This is a genomic window from Halorubrum sp. PV6 (assembly GCF_003990725.2).
Classification (GTDB): domain Archaea; phylum Halobacteriota; class Halobacteria; order Halobacteriales; family Haloferacaceae; genus Halorubrum.
In genome coordinates this window covers 2118269-2133592 of sequence record NZ_CP030064.1, presented here as the reverse complement: position 1 = coordinate 2133592, position 15324 = coordinate 2118269, and the positions used below count along the sequence as shown (strand labels likewise).

Genomic DNA, 15324 nt, shown 5'->3' with positions numbered 1-15324 from the left:
CGACGGTATGGAGGTCCACCCGGACGCAGACGACGCGGCGGTGGAAGCGGTCGACGGCGTACGCCTCACGCAGGGCGCCGCCGGCGACGAGACCAGCATCCAGCGGTTCGTCATCGACCCCGGCGCCACGGTGCCCGAACACGACCACCCGCACGAGCAGGTGGGCGTGATCACCGAGGGCGCCCTCACCTTCGTCGTCGACGGCGAGGACCGGGTCGTCGAGGCGGGCGACACGTACGTGATTCCGGGCGACGAACCGCACGCGGCCCGGAACGACGGCGACGAGGTCGTCGTCGGCTACGACATCTTCTCGCCGCCGCGGCCGAACCCCGACTGGGGGGAGTAGTCCCTTATAAACCGTCGCGCTCGAACCGCCCGCGCGCCGGGCCGCGATCCGAATTCCGGGGCAACGCCCGCCACTGCCACGCACCCTTTATAAGACCGACCCGAACCGAATGACAAGTATGGCACGCGTGAGCGTCGGGGCGCGGCTCCACTTCGGCTTCTGTAACCTCAGCCTCTCGCACGAGCGCCTGTACGGCGCGCTCGGCGTCGGGGTCGCCGAGCCGCGGGTCGTCGTCGACGCGGAGCCGGCCGAGGCCGTGTCGGTCGACTCGGTCCCGGCAGGCGCCGACCCGTCCGTGCGCGCCGACCTCCGCGAGTACGCGACCACGGCCGCCGACCTGCTCGGCGTCGACGGCGCGCGACTCCGGCTCCGGGAGTCGCTCCCGCGCCACGCCGGCCTCGGGAGCGGGACCCGACTGGCCGCGGCGACGCTCGCGGCGGTGGCGGCCGCCCACGAGCGCCGGCCTCGCGTCCGAGAGCGCGCGCCGGCGCTCGGTCGGGGCGGGCGCTCCGGCGTCGGCGTCGCGACCTTCGAGGCGGGCGGGTTCGTCCTCGACGCCGGCCACCCCACCGCGCGCTTTACCACCGACCGCCCCGCAGACGGCGAGTGGACCGTGCCGCCGGTGGCGGCCCGCCACGCCGTGCCCGACTCGTGGCGATTCCTACTTGTCCGACCGGACGCCGACCCCGGCCGCGACGGCGACGCCGAGGACGGAGCGATGCGGACCGCGGTCGAGCGCGCGGACCCGGCGCTCTCCGACCGCATCGGCGGCATCGTCACCCGGCGCGCGCTCCCGGCGGTCGCGGCCGGGAACGCGGAGCGCTTCGGCGTCGCGGTCGCGGAGATCGGTCGGCTCAACGGCGCCTGGTACGCCGACGAGCAGGGCGGCGTCTACCGGCCGCCGGTCGGCGACGTGGTGGCGTCGCTGTCGGGGTCGCCGGCCGTCTTCGGCGCCGGACAGTCCTCGTGGGGGCCGACCGTCTACGGCGTCACCGACGCCGAAAACGCCCGTGCGGCCGCGGCCGCCGGCGAGCGCGCTCTCGCCGAGGCGGGCGTCTCCGGGTCGGTGTCGGTCGTCGAGGCGGCCGACGACGGCGCGCGGGTGACGCCCGGGGACTGACCGCCGGGCCGCCCCCGAACGAGCAACAACACTAAGCGGAGCGGCGTTCCCATAGGGAGTATGCCGAGTCTTCCGTTCGGCGTCGCCCGGCTCGACTCGCTGTTAGAGGGCGGGGCGCCGCCGGGGAACGTCGTGTTGCTCGCCGGCGAGTCCGGCGCCGGCGCCCGCGAGTTCCTGTACACCAGCGCGGCGATAAACGCCCTCGGGCACGCCGACGAGGAGCTGTTCGACCTCTACTACGGCGACATCGCCGCCGACGCGACGCTGCCCGAGGAGGTCCACTACATTTCGTTTACCGCGGACACCGGGGCGCTCACCCGCGAGATGGGGTACACGATGGCCGACGACATCGTCGACGCCGCCATCGACGAGATCAACTTCCGCGACCTCTCGCCCGAGTACTTCCAGCTCAGCCCGATCCCCCGCGACTGGTACGAGGCGGAGACGGCGTCGATCACGGAGCTGGGCGACCGCGGCGAGTACGAGGACGTCCTCACGGCGTTCGGCGACTACCTGTCCGCACACGGCGACGACAGCCTCGTCTGTATCGACTCCGTGACCGACCTCGTCTCGATGGTCGACGACGACACCGACTGGAGCGACGTGGCGATGGTGATGAAGGGGCTCAAGAAGGCGGCCTACGAGTGGGGCGGGCTCATCCTCGTGTTGGTCAACACCGACTCGATCACCGACCGGGAGTTCGGGGCGCTCATGGACGCCGCGGGCGGCACCCTGCAGTTCACGTGGGAGAGCGGCGGCTCACAGCGCGCCCGGACGATGTTCGTCCGCGAGTTCCGCGGCGTGCTCTCGCGGCTGGAGTCGGAGAACATCGTCCGGTTCGAGACCGAGATCCACGACGGCGGCTTCGACATCAGCGACGTGCGCAAGATCCGGTGAGGGCGGCTCCCGAGTATCGTTCGAGAAAATGACGCGACAGATTACTTAACCCTCCACGTCGAACGGGTCGTAGATGACGGGGGACCAGCGATGAGCGATTCCGATCCGACCGACGCCGCCGACGGTCCCGACACCGTCGCCAGCGACGAGGAGGCCGACGCGCCCGCCGACCTCGCTGACGCCGCGGCCACGGCCGCCGCCGAAGAGGTCGGCGCCAGCCGCGAGGAACTGGTGAAACGCGCTCTCGTCGCGCTCGCGGAGTCGGAGGGGATCGACGTCCCCGACGAAGAGCGGGTCGCCGACGTGGAGTCGCGACTCGACGCCCTCGACGAGTCGGTCGACGAGAAGGTCGCGGACCTCCGCGAGCGCTTCGTGGAGCTGTACCGAGACCTCGAATCGACCGCCTCCGCGGACCACAGCCACGAGGAGACGACCGAGCGGCTGGACGCGGTCGCGGCCGAACTCGACGCCGTCGCCGCCCGCCTCGACGAGGTGGAGGCCGAGGCGACCGCCGGCGAGACGGTCGACGAGCGGCTCGATTCTACTGACGAGCGGCTCGATGCCACTACCGAGCGACTCGACGCCATCGACGACCGACTGGCCGGCGCCGAGTCGACCATCGAGGACCTCGACGAGTTACCCGCCCGGATCGAGGCGCTCGAAGACCGCGTCGACGACCTCGACGACGTCGACGAGAAGCTCTCTCGCGTCGCGAGCGCGGTCGTCAGGGTCCGCCGGCGGCTGGATGCGGCCGAGCGCGACCGCGGCGACCGCGAGCGCCTCGACGCGCTGACCGCCGCCGCGAACCGCGCAGGGGTCCGGAAGGCCAAGTGTACCAACTGCGGCGACGCCGTCGACCTCGGGCTGTTGACCGCGCCGGAGTGTCCCCACTGCGGTCGCGGGTTCGCCGAGTTGGAGCCGAACACCGGCTTTCTCGGCACGTCGCGGCTGGTCGCCGCCGACCAGCCCGCGCTCGACGGCACGGTGAGCGGAAGCGCGTCCGACGCCGGGACGCACGGAGGCGACGTGAGCACCCGCGGGACCGACGGAGGGCGGGAGTCGTGACCGACGACGCGGACGACGAGGCGGCTCCGGGAGACGACGACGAGGGGTTCTCCGACCCGCTGGACGAACTGGGGGCAGACGAGGAGCCGGTCGACGACCCCTTCGCTCAGTTGGATGCGGACGCGGCCGACGCCGACGCCGACGCCCCCGGCGACGACGCGTTCGACGACGAGGCGTTCACGGACAGCGGGTCGGACACAGGGGCGAGCGAGTCCGAGGAACCGCTCTTCGGCGAGGCGAAGGCGGAGGGCGGCGAAGCGGGCGAGCGCGACGACCCGTTCGACGAACTCGGCCCGTCGACCGGCGACGCGGACCTCGACGAGGCGTTCGAACGGATGGACGTGGGCGAACTGTCCGACGAGGACGTCTGGAAGTCGCTTGACGAAGACGACGGGCCGCCGGGCCCCGGCGCCGCGGGCTTCGATTCTGCGGGGCCGTTCGGGGGCGCCGACGTCGGCCGCGTAATCTCGAAACAGGCGTACTGCCAGCAGTGCCCGCACTTCTCGGCACCGCCGGCGGCGACCTGCACCCACGAGGGAACCACCATCCTCGAAGCCATCGGGTTCGACGAGTTCCGCGTTCGGAACTGCCCGATGGTCGACGACGACCCCACCTTCGACGCGGCGGACGCGGAGTGAGTTATAAGACGTCGGCGAGCGCGTCCATGGCCTCGTCGACGCGCTCGACGCGCGCGGCGTGTCCCATGTGACCGATACGCAAGATATCGTCGGCCGACGCTCCCAGCCCGGTCGCGACGAGAACGTCGTGTTCCTCGCGGAGAGCCGCTTGGAGCGTCTCGGCTCGGCCGGGCACCTCGAAGGCCGTCACCGTCGGCGAACTGCGCTCGGGGTCCGGGTACGGCGCGAGCCCCAGGTCCGCGCCGCGCTCGCGACACTGCGCCGCGGCGGCCCGGTGGCGCTCCCTGACGGCGCCGAGGCCCTCCTCCAACCACAGGCCGAGCGCGGCGTCGAGCGCGACGACCTCGGTGGTGAGGTGTGTGTAGGGGAACCCGTCCGCCGTGTCGCGCCACGGGAGGAAGTTCGTGTACAGCGAGTGCGGCTCTCGCTCCGCCATCGCCGCCCACGCGCGGTCGCTGATCGCGGCGGTGGCGAGCCCCGGCGGGGCGCTGAAACACTTCTGTGAGGCGCCGAGACACACGTCGATCCGGTCGGTTGGCACCTCGACGCCGCCGAGCGACGAGACGGCGTCGACGACGGTGAGGATCTCTCCGTCGGCCGCTTTTAAAAGATCGAGCGCTGGGCCGAGGTCGTTGAGCGTCCCCGTGGGCGTCTCACAGTGGACCATCGTCGCGAGGTCGAACTCGTGGTCGTCGTCCCCGAGGACCGCGTCGAGGTCGACGAGCGGGAGCGGGGCGTCGTAGTCGGCGCCGACCACCGTCGCCTCGCCGCCGTACGACTCGACGAAGTCGGCGAAGCCGTCGCCGTAGAGCCCGTTCGAGAGGCAGAGCACCTCGGTCCCCGGTTCGACCAGCGAGGCGACCGCGGCTTCGAGCCCCAGTATCCCCTCGCCGCCGGGGACGACCACGTCGCGCGTCACTGCGTCGCCGTCGTCCTGGCCGTCTCCCCCGTCTGCGGGCTGGTCGACGCCGTACACCGTCGCGAGCCGGTCCGTCAGCCGGTCGTATATCCGGTGGAACTCGGGGTCCACGTCGGGGTTTATCAGTTCACGGCTCATCGCGTCGCGGACGGCGGCTGGGACCGCCGTCGGTCCCGGCGTCATGAGCATACGCCGTCACGGGGTTCTACCGGCATAAGGGCGCCGTCCCGGCCCGGCGGCGCCGCGCGTCTCACCCCCACGAGTACGTTTATATCCCGCCGAGTTGGATCTGATATATGACACGAAATCGCCGTCTCCCCTCCCGGACGGCCCTTTCCGTCGGCGGGTGCACACCGAGCGCGGGACCGGAGGCGTGAATGTCCCGCCGACTCGTGGCGCTCCTCGCCATGGCCGCGCTCCTCGGCGGCGTGTTCGCCGGCCTCGCCGTCGCCCAGGAGCAGCCGCCCTTCGTGCGCGGCGAACCGGAGCTGGACGTGTACCTCCCCGACGGTACCGTGTCGCCGGGGACGGCGACGGATCTCACGGTACAGATCGCGAACGACGGCGAGGTTGACGCGGGGGTCGACACCCGCAGAGCCGTCGTCACGGCCGCCCGGAGCGTCGTCGTCGAGGTCCGAAACGACGACTCGCCGCTCGTCGTCGAGACGGGCCGGTTCGCCGTCGGGTCGATCGGCGAGGGCGCGGTCCGCGACGTGCCGGTCGCGGTGCGGGTCCCGGCCGACGCGGCGCCGGGGACGTACTCGCTCGACGTGCGGCTCGACTACTCGTACACCTCCGTGTCGGTCCCGCGAAGCACGATTGTCCAGGACCGAACGCGAACCCGCACCGAGTCGGTCTCGGTGACCGTCGACGACGGGCCGCGGTTCGCGATGCGAACGGTCGACACGGACCTGCAGGTGGGCGACTCCGGCACGCTCGCCGTGAACGTGACCAACGTCGGCGGCGAGGTCGCTCGCGACCTGTCGGTCGAACTCGTCGCGAACGGCCCCGACCTCACGCTCGGCGAGACGGCCCGAAACACCGCGCGGATCGACCGGCTCGCCCCCGGCGCGAACGCGACGATCAGGGTCCCGGCGAGCCTCGGCGAGCGCGCCGCGGGCGACGCCTTCGACCTCACCGGCGCCGTTCGGTACACCGACGGCGAGGGGATCCGCGACGCCCACGAGGGGATTCCGGTCGGGGTCCGCCCCCTCCCGGAGCAGTCGTTCTCGGTCGCCGTCGACGACTCGACGCTCCGCGTCGGCGAGAACGGGAGCGTCAGCGGGACGATCAGAAACGAGGGGCCGACCGACGTGCGGGGCGTCGTCGTCGCGGTCGGCGACGGGGCGTTCGTCCCGCGCAGCCCGCGGTACGCCGTCGGCGACCTCGACGCGGGCGAGCGCGCCTCGTTCCGGTTCCGCGGCGAGATTCCGGCGAGCGCCGACTCGGTCCCTCAGCAGCTGCGCTTTACCGCCCGCTACCGGAGCGCCGCCGACTCTCAGCGAACGGTCACCGAGTCGGTGCGGGTCCCGGTCGCCGAGCGCCGGGACGCGTTGACGGTGTCCGCGGGCGACCCGCGGTTCGCGGCGGGCGAATCGGGCGTGCTGCGACTCGACGTGACGAACCGTCGGGACGTGACGATTGAAAACGTCGAACTGCGTCTCGTCGTCGACGCGCCGCTCGAAAGCGAGTTCCGCACGACCGTGATCCCGTCGCTGGCGCCCGGCGAGACCGGACGGGTCGCGTTCGACCTCACGGTCGACGGCGACGCCCCGCCGACCCGGTACCCGGCGAGCGTCGAGACCGCGTACACCGACTCCGACGGCGGTCGCGTCGACGGCGCTCCCGCGACGGTCGCCGTCGCCGTCACCGAGTCGTCCGGGGGCGACGTCCCCATCGAGATGGGCGTGTTGGTCGTGCTCCTGGTCCTCGTCGCCGCCGGCGCGTGGTGGTTCTATGTCAGATGAGCCCGGCTCGCCCATCGTCGCCGACGGGCTGACGAAGGACTTCGGGAGCGTGCTCGCGAACGACGACGTGTCCTTCGCGGTGGACGAGGGGGAGGTGTTCGGCTTTCTCGGCCCCAACGGCGCCGGGAAGTCGACGACGATACGGTTGCTGTTGGGGCTGTTGAAACCCACCGCGGGGACGGCGCGGGTGCTCGGCGCCGACATCCGCGACGAGACCGCGCTGACGGCGGCCAAACGCCGGATCGGGTACCTCCCGGCGCACCTCGGCTTCAGCGAGGCGGCGACCGGAGAGGCGGTGCTCGACTACCACGGCGCGATGAAAGGCGACGGTCGCCGCGAGGAGCTGTTGGAGCTGTTCACGCCGCCGATAGCGCGACCGATACGCGAGTACTCGACCGGGAACCGGCGCATGCTCGGGCTGGTACAGGCGTTCATGCACGACCCCGACCTCGTGATCATGGACGAGCCGACCGCCGGGCTCGACCCGCTCAAACAAGAGGCGTTCAACGAGTTCGTGCGCACCGAGCGCGACCGCGGCACGACCGTCTTCTTCTCCTCGCACGTCCTGAGCGAGGTCCAGCGCGTCTGCGACCGCGTCGGCATCCTGCGGGCCGGCTCCCTCGTCGAACTCGAAACCGTCGACGCGCTGCTTCACCGCAGCGGCAAACACGTCCGCGTCCACGCGAGCGACGCGGCGGTCGCCGAGATAACCGCGCTCGGCGGGGTCGTCGGCCCGGAGCGGTTCGGCGGCGGCGTCCAGTTCGTCTACGCGGGGGACCTCGACGCGCTCCTCGACGCGCTCGCGGCGCACGACGTTCGCGACGTCGAGATCGGCGAACCGCCGATAGAGGACGTGTTCGCACACTACTACGGGAGCGAGGAGTCGCCGGCCCAAGGAGACCGCGAGGCCTCAGATCGACGAGAGAACGGCTCGTCGGCGGTCGACGAGCGCGAGGCGGACAGTGCTTGAGACGCTTCGGTACGAGGGGAGACGCCGGCTCCGCGGCGCGGCGATCCTCACGGGCGGTATCGGGGCGTACGCCGGCTTCATCGTCTGGTATTTCACCATCTTGGAGGGCGTCGACTACGAGGACATCTTCGACGACCTGCCGCCGGCGATGCTGGAGGCGTTCGGCATCGAGAGCCTGTCGACCATCGAGGGGTTCCTCGGCGCGCAGGTGTTCAACTTCGTCTGGCTGCTCGGACTGGGGCTCTACTTCGCGTACGTCGCCGGCGGCACCATCGCGAGCGACATCGAGACGGAGCGGCTGGACCTGCTCCTGTCGCTCCCGGTCACGCGGTCGCGGCTGCTCTTCGAGAAGTTCGCCGCGCTGCTCGTCCCCGTCGTCGTCGTCAACGCCCTGGGCGGGCCGCTGATCTACCTGTTCGTCGTCGCCGCCGGGGAGACGATCGCCCTCGACCACCTGCTTCTGGCGCACCTCCTCTCGATACCGTTCCTCCTCGTCTGTGCGGGGATCGGCCTCGTTTTCTCCGTCGCTGTCGACCGCGCGGCGATCGCCGAGCGCGCCGCCGTCGGCACCGTCTTCGTCTTGTATCTGATCGAGTCGTCCGTCGGCGGCGCCGAGGGGTACGACTGGATGCAGTACGTGAGCCCGACGCAGTACTACGAGCCGACGCCGATACTGATGGACGGCTCCTTCGAGCCGATCGACTCGGCGATCCTGCTCGTCGCGTTCGTCGGCCTCATGCTCCTCTCGCAGGCCCTGTTCGTGCGCAGAGACGTGTGACCGTGGCTCACGGTACCACGATACTGGCCGTGCCTCACGGTACCATGATAACAGCCGTGGTTTATGGTAACACGATGGCCGGAGTATTCATAAGCATCTGTTGCTTTAGTTAGGCCACAATGATGCTCCCGACCCACGTCCTCGGTGGGATGTTGCTCGCCGCACCGCTGGTGCGTGTGGCCCCAGAGCTGGCGCCGATCGGTTTCGTCGCCGGGTTCGTCGGGGGGCTGTTCCCGGATCTGGACATGTACGTCGGCCACAGGAAGACGCTCCACTTCCCGGTGTACTACGGCGTCGCGGCCGTGCCTGCGGTCCTCGCGGCCCTGCTCGCGCCGAGCGCGGTGACCGTCGCCGCGGCGCTCTTTATCCTCGGCGCCGCCGTCCACAGCGTCGCCGACATGTACGGCGGCGGCCTGGAACTGCGCCCGTGGGAGGGGAACTCCGACCGCGCGGTGTACAACCACTACCGAGGGGCGTGGATCGCCCCGCGGCAGTTCGTGCGCTACGACGGCGCCGTCGAGGACCTCGCGCTGTCGGTCGGGCTGGCGCTCCCGCTCCTGTTCCTGCTCGACGGCCGGCTTCAGCAGGTCGTTCTGGGAACGGTCGCCGTCGCCGCCGGGTACACGGCCCTTCGGCGCTCCCTCGCCGACCTCGCGGGCCGGCTCGTCCCGTACGCGCCGGACGCGGTGTCGCCGTTCCTCCCGGACCGGTACTTCGACGACGAACCGGACCGGTAGCGGCGTCTCGGCCCGCCATTTATAAGTGAACGTCCGCACCGCGGGCCGCGAGAGCCGCTCCGGGAGGCGAACGAGACGACCGGTCGCGTCGCGCCGCCCGGACTCGTCGGCGTCCATCCGGAAGAGAACAGTCTGTTACGGACAACACCATACGCCCGCCGAGAGGCGAACGACGGCCACACTCGGTCTGATTCACTCGTGAGTGCGAGTTGTTAACACGCTACCGCTGCGACATCTTGCGATTTCTCGGCGGCGCCGAATTCGGAGCGTAACCAGCGATACGTTCTTTGTAAGTTATCCATGGTGGCGCGTTCGTCATACGGATATAGTATTGTGCGCTTGTCCCAAAATCATTATATCCTATCGACTGCTAGGTGTCTGTGTATGAGTGAATCCGGACTGCGGGAGCCGCCGCGCGCGCGTTCCCAGCCCGCGGAGGGGAACCGATGACCGGGACAGAGCTGCTGCCCGGCGCGTCGCCCACGCTGGCGGCGCTCGTCGTCCTCGCCGTGGTCGTCCTCGAAGCCGGCCTGCTCCACGCCGGATACGGCATCGTAGAGGACCGACTCGGTCCAGTCGTATTCAAACGGATCGCCCGCCGATAGATGCTCGGACTACTCGGATTGAGCCCCGGCCTGTTCGCGCTCTTCGTCGTCTTCGGCTTCATGGTCGGCGTGTTCTTCGGCTTCTTCGGGATGGGCGGGTCGTTCCTCGTCACCCCCGCGCTGCTCATCCTCGGCTACCCGGCGCCCGTCGCCATCGGGAGCTCGATGACGTTCGTCTTCGGGACCGCCGTGATCGCGACGCTGAAACACCACGACTCGGGGCAGGTGGACTACCGGCTCGGCGGGCTGATGTTCGTCGGCATCGCCCTCGGCATCGAGGGCGGGAGCCGGCTCGTGTTCGGCTTAGAGGCGCTCGGCATCGCCGACGCGGTCGTCGGGGTGGCGTACGTCCTCGTCCTCGCGGCCATCGGGCTCCTCTTCACCCGGAGCGCGCTGAACGACGACGGCGACGAGGACGAGACCGACGAGGGCGACGAAACCGACGAGTCGAGCGACGACGACGTTCCCGCCATCGCCCGGCGGATCCAGTCGTACGACATCCCGCCGATGATGACGCTCGCCGACGGACAGCAGGCGTCGCTGTGGACGATCTCCGGCGTCAGCGCCGCCGTGGGCGTCATCTCGGGCTTCCTCGGCGTCGGCGGGGGGTTCGTCCGGATGCCCGCCATCTACTACGTCATCGGCACCTCGCTCGCGGCGGCGGTCGGGACGAGCCTCTTCACCGGGCTCCTCTCCGGCGGCGTCGGGGCGTTCACCTACGGGCGCGCCGGCGTGATCGACTTAGGCATCGTCACCGCGCTGTTAGTCGGGAGCGCGCTCGGCGCCCGGATCGGCTCCGGGGCGACCGCCTACGTGAACGAGGACGACGTGACCATCTACTTCGGGGTCATGCTGCTCGTCGCGAGCGCCGCGGTCGCGCTCGGCGAGGGGGCGCGGTGGCTCTCGATGCCGGTCCTCGATCAGGTGAGTTTCGTCCTGCTCGTCGGCTCCGCGCTGTTCGTCTGCTCGATCATCCTCTATCACGGCGCCCTCGCGGTGCGCCGCGAGCGCGGACCGTCGTCGGTGTGAGCAGGCGGCTCCGGGGGCCGGTCCTCGGGTCAGTCGCGGTTCGGGTCAGCCACAGTTCGGGTCAGTCGCGGTCGTCGATCGCCCGCGTCGCCGCGAGCACCGTCTCGTGGAGCGCGCCGTTCGAGACGACGAGCCCCGTCGAGTCGTGTCGCCAGCGGTTCCCGTCCAGGTCCGTCGCCCTGCCGCCCGCCTGCCGGACCATGAACACGCCCGCGACCGAGTCCCAGGGGTTCGCGGCGAGGTTCGAGATCACTCCTTCCAGGCCGCCCGCGGCGACGGTCGGTAAGACGATCTGTGCGGCCCCCAGTCGGCGCAGGTCGCCGAACCGCCGGACGACGGCCTCGCAGGCGGCGGCGTACTGGTCGCGGGAGTCGAAGTCCCACCATAGCGTCGGGGCCACCGCGGCCCGCTTCGGGTCCGACACGTCGCTGACGGAGAGCTGCTCGCCGTTGCGGTACGCGCCTTCCGCGTCCGCGGTGTACACGTCGTCGAGCGCGGGGGCGACGATGGCCGCGGCGACCGGTTCGCCGTCGACGACCGCCGCCACCGCGGTCGCCCACACCGGTATGTCCCGGACGTAGTTGTCGGTGCCGTCGATCGGGTCGATCACCCACGCGGCGCCCGTCTCGGGGACGGTCTTGCGCTCTTCCTCTTCCTCGCCGACGATCGCGTCCTCCGGGAACGTCTCCCGGATCGCGTCGATCACCGTCCGCTGTGCCGCGCGGTCCGCCTCCGTCACCACGTCGGCGTTGCCTTTGGTCTCGACTTCGATGTCGCTGCGGAACCGCTCGTGTGCGACCCGCGCGCCGGCGCGCGCCGCGCGCTCGGCGACGGCGGCGCGCTCGTCTGTGTCGGTCATGGACCCGATCCGACCGCCGGACGCGTATACACGTCGATCCGGCGATCGCCGGCCCGCCCGAACTATTAACTCAGTTCCGAATCCGAGTACATTTAAGTACATTCGGGGGTGACGTGGGTGTATGGAACCCGAGGAAGCGGTCCGCCAGCTGGAGTACGCAATCGATGCCTCGCTTGACGAGACCGGACAGCGAACGGCCGCCACCTACCGCCCGACCTTCGAACGCGTCGCCGACCGCGCGGACGGGGGCGCCGTCTATGCGCTCGCCGGCGCGCTGGCCGACACGGTCGCCGCGGGCGACCGACCGTCTCCTGCCGAGGCGAACGCGACCGCCGACCGCGTACTCGACGACTGGGCGTACACCGACGGCGGGGCGTAAGCGCCCCGTCGAGCCCGGCCTGCACCCCCGCTCGAATCTCTCTCCTCGATCCGGCTGTCCCGTGAGCCGCGGCGCTGTCCGTCGTCCGGTTCGCCCTGCTGCGGGCCTCGTGTGAGAGGGTGAGTCGATCGCGAGCCGGCCGATACAGACCGTTATCGGTCGGCTAACGGTCACACACCGCGTGAAAAAAATCTCTCTGCGAACGATATCGCAACTACCGATCTACTCGACGCCCTGCTCTGCTGCCGCGTTCGCGTTGATCACAAGGCTCCCGTCCAGGACCTGTTCGCCGGTCGTGTCCGGACTGTCCGTCGTATCGATCTGGAGTGACACGTACACGGCCTCCCCTGAGGGAATCGACTCGCCCTGTCCGGGTGACCCACTTCCGGAGTCGCCGGGGTTCCCGTCGTTGAAACTGAGTGCTTCGAGGGGCTGTGTCTGCTTGACGGTCGGATCTGCGAGATCGATCGCGCTGGTGGCCGTTGCCGAGTCGACCTTACTCGGCGAATCGTCGGACGACGAATCGTTGATATCGGACGCCGCACCTTGGAGGTACAGCGTTGCTCCGGCCTCATCTTGGGTAGCGCTATCTTCGTCGAGGACGTAACCAATCTCCAAGTCGATCGTGCTGTCGGTCTGGTTTTTGACGACGAAGGCAGATTGATCGATGTCGTCCCCGGCGACGTAGGGCCGTCCGTCACCGGCCGCCCGGTAGCCAACCGTATCGTCGTCGTAGATGCTCTCGAAGTCCGTACTTTCGAGACCGTCACCCAGCGCGTCATCGTTCATCGCGCCGAGTTGGTACTTCGAGTTGTCGTTCACCCCTTGACCTCCCTGGCCCGAGGTGAAGTCGATTTCTAGGTCGCCGTTGTTCATGCCGACTATCTCACCGACACCACGCCCCCCACCGACCTCAAGCGCGACTAAGGCGCTGGAGTCGTCGACGACAGAGAGAGTCGCGTCCCGTTCGGCGGTCATTGAGGAGAACGCCCCCGTCCCTGTTGCGGCCGCTGCTCCCGAAGCCAATGCACCCAGTCCAATCACGAATTTGCGTCGTTCCATGTCGTATGTCACCTGTGTTCACGCACCCCCGCAACCCGCCCACCGGGCCGGGAGCGCTCGGATAGTCCATACGGGGGATGATACTTCGTTATGAATTTCTCGACATGTTCACGAGTCGCTCTTGATGCGTGACGTCCCCAGCTCAATGCATCGAAGGTGCGACTCGTCGTCCGGACCCGTATAATCTAAAAGACGTAGATGAAGCCCAGAAATCGCATTAAACCGGGTTCCAACTAATCAACGACTCCCTGAAAAACCGGTTGGGTGTCCTTACTGGATTTCAGCCACCCGATGTCTGACCGACGATCGAGGCCTAATTCACCAGAAAAATTATACTAACAGGTTAACTATCCTACCTATTTATCACGGTACCTCGCACACGTTTCAAGCGACAATCGCCGGTTCTTGGGAGGGGGTCGGCGTCACAATCCCGAGGTGGCCACACTAATGATCTCTACAACTGCCATGACCGATGGACCGAGCCGAAAGGGGAGTAAACTATCCGAGGATGAGATCTTCGAGGTGCTATCGAACAGACGGCGACGCTTCGTCATCCACGCGCTCAAGCGTGCAGAAGAGCCGCTCGATGTCTCGGATCTCTCGACTCGCGTCACCGGGTGGGAACTCGACGTCGACCCGGACGAGGTCGGGTACGAGGACCGACGGAACGTGTATAGCACGCTCCAACGAACGCACCTACCGAAACTGGAAGAGAAGAACGTGATAACTGTTCACGAGGAGGAGAACCTCGTCGAGCCGACGGCAGAGCTGGAGGAACTCGATATCTACGTCGAAGTCCTCGGGAGCCGAGAGATTCCGTGGAGCCTCTACTACGTCGGCCTCGCGGGACTCGCCGCCGCGCTCCTGTGCGCCGTCGCCGTCGAGACGCCGGGCTTCGCCGGCCTCGAAGCGCTCGACGTGGGCGTGTTCACCGCCACCGCCTTCGGCATCTCGTCGGTCGCACACCACACGATCGGCCGCCGAACGCGCCTCGGCAACACGGAAAAGCCGCCCGAACTCCGCAAGCGCAGATGAGCGCCGCAACCCGGTCGCCGCCGGCCCGGATGCGAACCCTTCGGACGCTGAGCCTCGTGCTCGCGTTCACGGCCGCGGTCGGGTTGATATTCGGCACCGCCGGGTTCACCGCGTTGGAGGCCGACCGCGGGGTCGCGGTCAACGTGACCGACGACGAGCGCGCGTTTCTCGGCTACGAGCCGCTGACCGACGATGTCCGCCACGGAGAGCCCACGGTCGTCGTCGAGTACCGGAACCAGTTCGGGTCCGACTTGGATGAGCTCAACGTCTCCGTCTCGATCGCGGACGACGGTTCGACGCGAGCCGCGATCGATTCGGTCGAGACGCCCTCTTCCATCGGCGAGGGGACCGCGGCCGGCGTCAACGTCACGCTGCACTGTCCCAAGCGAGAGCCGGTCCCGCTCCTGTTCGAGGCCGACGGAAACGGCGGCGGCGTCAGCGTCTCGCTCGACCGAGTCCACACGGTGACGTGCGTGCCGGAGGCCCCGGAAGTGACCGGCGTCACGTTCGACGACGCCGCGAACGGGAACGTCTCCGTGAGCGGCTCCGACGGCGACGTTGTCGCGACCGTGTGGCTCGCCGAGAACCCGCCGACCGAGAGCGTCGAAACCCTCACGGCGGTGTCGTTCGAGGGAGCGGCCTCGTTCGACACGTCGAAGAAACTCAAGCCGCAGGTCGTTCAGCACCCGTCCGCAGACGAACTCGCTCAGGATCAGAAGATCGTCGCCGTCGAGTTTCTCTCCCAGAGCGTCACGTACGTCCACCCCGGTTGGGACGCCGGCGTCTACGAGAACCCTTCCTCGAACAACGGCGTCGAGTATTACGGGGCCGTCGACGAGCAGTTCCTGCTGAACGTCTCGGTCGAAGGCGACGAGGTCACCGCCGAAAGCGAGGCCGACGACTGACTCCTCCCTCGGT

Annotated in this window: 17 protein-coding genes; 14 read left to right on the top strand and 3 right to left on the bottom strand. The window is 69.1% G+C overall.

The annotated features are described in order from the left end of the window. The first annotated feature begins 7 nt into the window (after positions 1-7). The 5 genes from DOS48_RS24610 to DOS48_RS24590 all read left to right on the top strand — a co-directional run bounded on the left by DOS48_RS24610 (position 8) and on the right by DOS48_RS24590 (position 4066). Positions 8-346, top strand: a complete 339-nt coding sequence (locus DOS48_RS24610) for a cupin domain-containing protein (protein WP_127118238.1) — start codon at positions 8-10, stop codon at positions 344-346. 118 nt (positions 347-464) lie between these two features. After that, entirely contained in the window at positions 465-1466 is a 1002-nt protein-coding gene (locus DOS48_RS24605; protein ID WP_127118237.1) for a beta-ribofuranosylaminobenzene 5'-phosphate synthase family protein, read from the top strand. Positions 1467-1526: 60 nt separating this feature from the next. Beyond that, a complete protein-coding gene (locus DOS48_RS24600; protein WP_127118236.1) occupies positions 1527-2363 on the top strand; it encodes an HTR-like protein in 837 nt (278 codons plus the stop codon). Between the two features lie 90 nt (positions 2364-2453). Continuing rightward, positions 2454-3428, top strand: coding sequence for a hypothetical protein (locus DOS48_RS24595; RefSeq protein ID WP_127118235.1), 975 nt, complete (start codon positions 2454-2456; stop codon positions 3426-3428). Then, positions 3425-4066: a hypothetical protein gene (locus DOS48_RS24590; RefSeq protein ID WP_127118234.1), complete on the top strand. Its 642-nt coding sequence runs from the start codon at positions 3425-3427 to the stop codon at positions 4064-4066. The genes DOS48_RS24595 and DOS48_RS24590 overlap by 4 nt, the downstream gene beginning before the upstream one ends. 1 nt (position 4067) lies before the next feature. Here DOS48_RS24590 and DOS48_RS24585 read toward each other — a convergent pair whose 3' ends face one another. Then, complete coding sequence (locus DOS48_RS24585) at positions 4068-5174, bottom strand: alanine--glyoxylate aminotransferase family protein (protein WP_127118233.1); 1107 nt, start codon at positions 5172-5174, stop codon at positions 4068-4070. Between the two features lie 188 nt (positions 5175-5362). Between DOS48_RS24585 and DOS48_RS24580 the strand changes: the two genes are divergently transcribed. The 6 genes from DOS48_RS24580 (at position 5363) to DOS48_RS24555 (ending at position 11071) form a co-directional block, all read left to right on the top strand. Then, positions 5363-6952 carry a COG1361 S-layer family protein gene (locus DOS48_RS24580; protein WP_127118232.1) on the top strand — a complete coding sequence of 530 codons (1590 nt, stop codon included), beginning with the start codon at positions 5363-5365 and terminating at the stop codon, positions 6950-6952. After that, on the top strand, positions 6942-7922 hold the full coding sequence (locus tag DOS48_RS24575) for an ABC transporter ATP-binding protein (protein ID WP_127118231.1): 981 nt from the start codon (positions 6942-6944) through the stop codon (positions 7920-7922). Before DOS48_RS24580 ends, DOS48_RS24575 begins: the two co-directional genes overlap by 11 nt. Next, positions 7915-8700, top strand: a complete 786-nt coding sequence (locus tag DOS48_RS24570) for an ABC transporter permease subunit (RefSeq protein ID WP_127118230.1) — start codon at positions 7915-7917, stop codon at positions 8698-8700. Before DOS48_RS24575 ends, DOS48_RS24570 begins: the two co-directional genes overlap by 8 nt. Before the next feature lie 119 nt (positions 8701-8819). Beyond that, on the top strand, positions 8820-9437 hold the full coding sequence (locus DOS48_RS24565) for a metal-dependent hydrolase (protein WP_127118229.1): 618 nt from the start codon (positions 8820-8822) through the stop codon (positions 9435-9437). Positions 9438-9883: 446 nt separating this feature from the next. Then, positions 9884-10042, top strand: a complete 159-nt coding sequence (locus DOS48_RS24560; protein ID WP_168654263.1) for a hypothetical protein — start codon at positions 9884-9886, stop codon at positions 10040-10042. After that, positions 10043-11071 carry a sulfite exporter TauE/SafE family protein gene (locus DOS48_RS24555; protein ID WP_127118228.1) on the top strand — a complete coding sequence of 343 codons (1029 nt, stop codon included), beginning with the start codon at positions 10043-10045 and terminating at the stop codon, positions 11069-11071. It abuts the gene before it with no gap. A 61-nt stretch (positions 11072-11132) separates the two neighbouring features. Here the strand turns inward: DOS48_RS24555 and DOS48_RS24550 are convergent, their stop codons facing one another. Then, positions 11133-11930, bottom strand: a complete 798-nt coding sequence (locus DOS48_RS24550) for an inositol monophosphatase (RefSeq protein ID WP_127118227.1) — start codon at positions 11928-11930, stop codon at positions 11133-11135. A gap of 121 nt (positions 11931-12051) precedes the next feature. Between DOS48_RS24550 and DOS48_RS24545 the strand changes: the two genes are divergently transcribed. Next, a complete protein-coding gene (locus DOS48_RS24545) occupies positions 12052-12309 on the top strand; it encodes a hypothetical protein (RefSeq protein WP_127118226.1) in 258 nt (85 codons plus the stop codon). 222 nt (positions 12310-12531) lie between these two features. On the opposite strand, the gene DOS48_RS24540 is transcribed toward DOS48_RS24545, so the two are convergent. Beyond that, complete coding sequence (locus DOS48_RS24540; protein WP_127118225.1) at positions 12532-13371, bottom strand: hypothetical protein; 840 nt, start codon at positions 13369-13371, stop codon at positions 12532-12534. A 447-nt stretch (positions 13372-13818) separates the two neighbouring features. Between DOS48_RS24540 and DOS48_RS24535 the strand changes: the two genes are divergently transcribed. Together DOS48_RS24535 and DOS48_RS24530 are read left to right on the top strand one after the other, a co-directional pair. Continuing rightward, positions 13819-14406, top strand: coding sequence for a transcriptional regulator (locus DOS48_RS24535; RefSeq protein ID WP_127118224.1), 588 nt, complete (start codon positions 13819-13821; stop codon positions 14404-14406). Further along, the gene (locus tag DOS48_RS24530; RefSeq protein ID WP_127118223.1) at positions 14403-15311 is read left to right on the top strand and encodes a hypothetical protein; all 909 of its coding nucleotides are present in this window, start codon (positions 14403-14405) and stop codon (positions 15309-15311) included. The genes DOS48_RS24535 and DOS48_RS24530 overlap by 4 nt, the downstream gene beginning before the upstream one ends. Positions 15312-15324: the final 13 nt, after the last annotated feature.

Bases quoted from the DNA above. Each gene is read 5' to 3' on its own strand.
- DOS48_RS24605 (WP_127118237.1), top strand. From the start codon at position 465: ATGGCACGCGTGAGCGTCGGGGCGCGGCTCCACTTCGGCTTCTGTAAC.
- DOS48_RS24545 (WP_127118226.1), top strand. From the start codon at position 12,052: ATGGAACCCGAGGAAGCGGTCCGCCAGCTGGAGTACGCAATCGATGCC.
- DOS48_RS24600 (WP_127118236.1), top strand. From the start codon at position 1,527: ATGCCGAGTCTTCCGTTCGGCGTCGCCCGGCTCGACTCGCTGTTAGAG.
- DOS48_RS24550 (WP_127118227.1), bottom strand. From the start codon at position 11,930: ATGACCGACACAGACGAGCGCGCCGCCGTCGCCGAGCGCGCGGCGCGC.
- DOS48_RS24535 (WP_127118224.1), top strand. From the start codon at position 13,819: ATGATCTCTACAACTGCCATGACCGATGGACCGAGCCGAAAGGGGAGT.
- DOS48_RS24555 (WP_127118228.1), top strand. From the start codon at position 10,043: ATGCTCGGACTACTCGGATTGAGCCCCGGCCTGTTCGCGCTCTTCGTC.
- DOS48_RS24560 (WP_168654263.1), top strand. From the start codon at position 9,884: ATGACCGGGACAGAGCTGCTGCCCGGCGCGTCGCCCACGCTGGCGGCG.
- DOS48_RS24610 (WP_127118238.1), top strand. From the start codon at position 8: ATGGAGGTCCACCCGGACGCAGACGACGCGGCGGTGGAAGCGGTCGAC.
- DOS48_RS24575 (WP_127118231.1), top strand. From the start codon at position 6,942: ATGTCAGATGAGCCCGGCTCGCCCATCGTCGCCGACGGGCTGACGAAG.
- DOS48_RS24565 (WP_127118229.1), top strand. From the start codon at position 8,820: ATGATGCTCCCGACCCACGTCCTCGGTGGGATGTTGCTCGCCGCACCG.
- DOS48_RS24540 (WP_127118225.1), bottom strand. From the start codon at position 13,371: ATGGAACGACGCAAATTCGTGATTGGACTGGGTGCATTGGCTTCGGGA.
- DOS48_RS24595 (WP_127118235.1), top strand. From the start codon at position 2,454: ATGAGCGATTCCGATCCGACCGACGCCGCCGACGGTCCCGACACCGTC.
- DOS48_RS24580 (WP_127118232.1), top strand. From the start codon at position 5,363: ATGTCCCGCCGACTCGTGGCGCTCCTCGCCATGGCCGCGCTCCTCGGC.
- DOS48_RS24530 (WP_127118223.1), top strand. From the start codon at position 14,403: ATGAGCGCCGCAACCCGGTCGCCGCCGGCCCGGATGCGAACCCTTCGG.
- DOS48_RS24585 (WP_127118233.1), bottom strand. From the start codon at position 5,174: ATGCTCATGACGCCGGGACCGACGGCGGTCCCAGCCGCCGTCCGCGAC.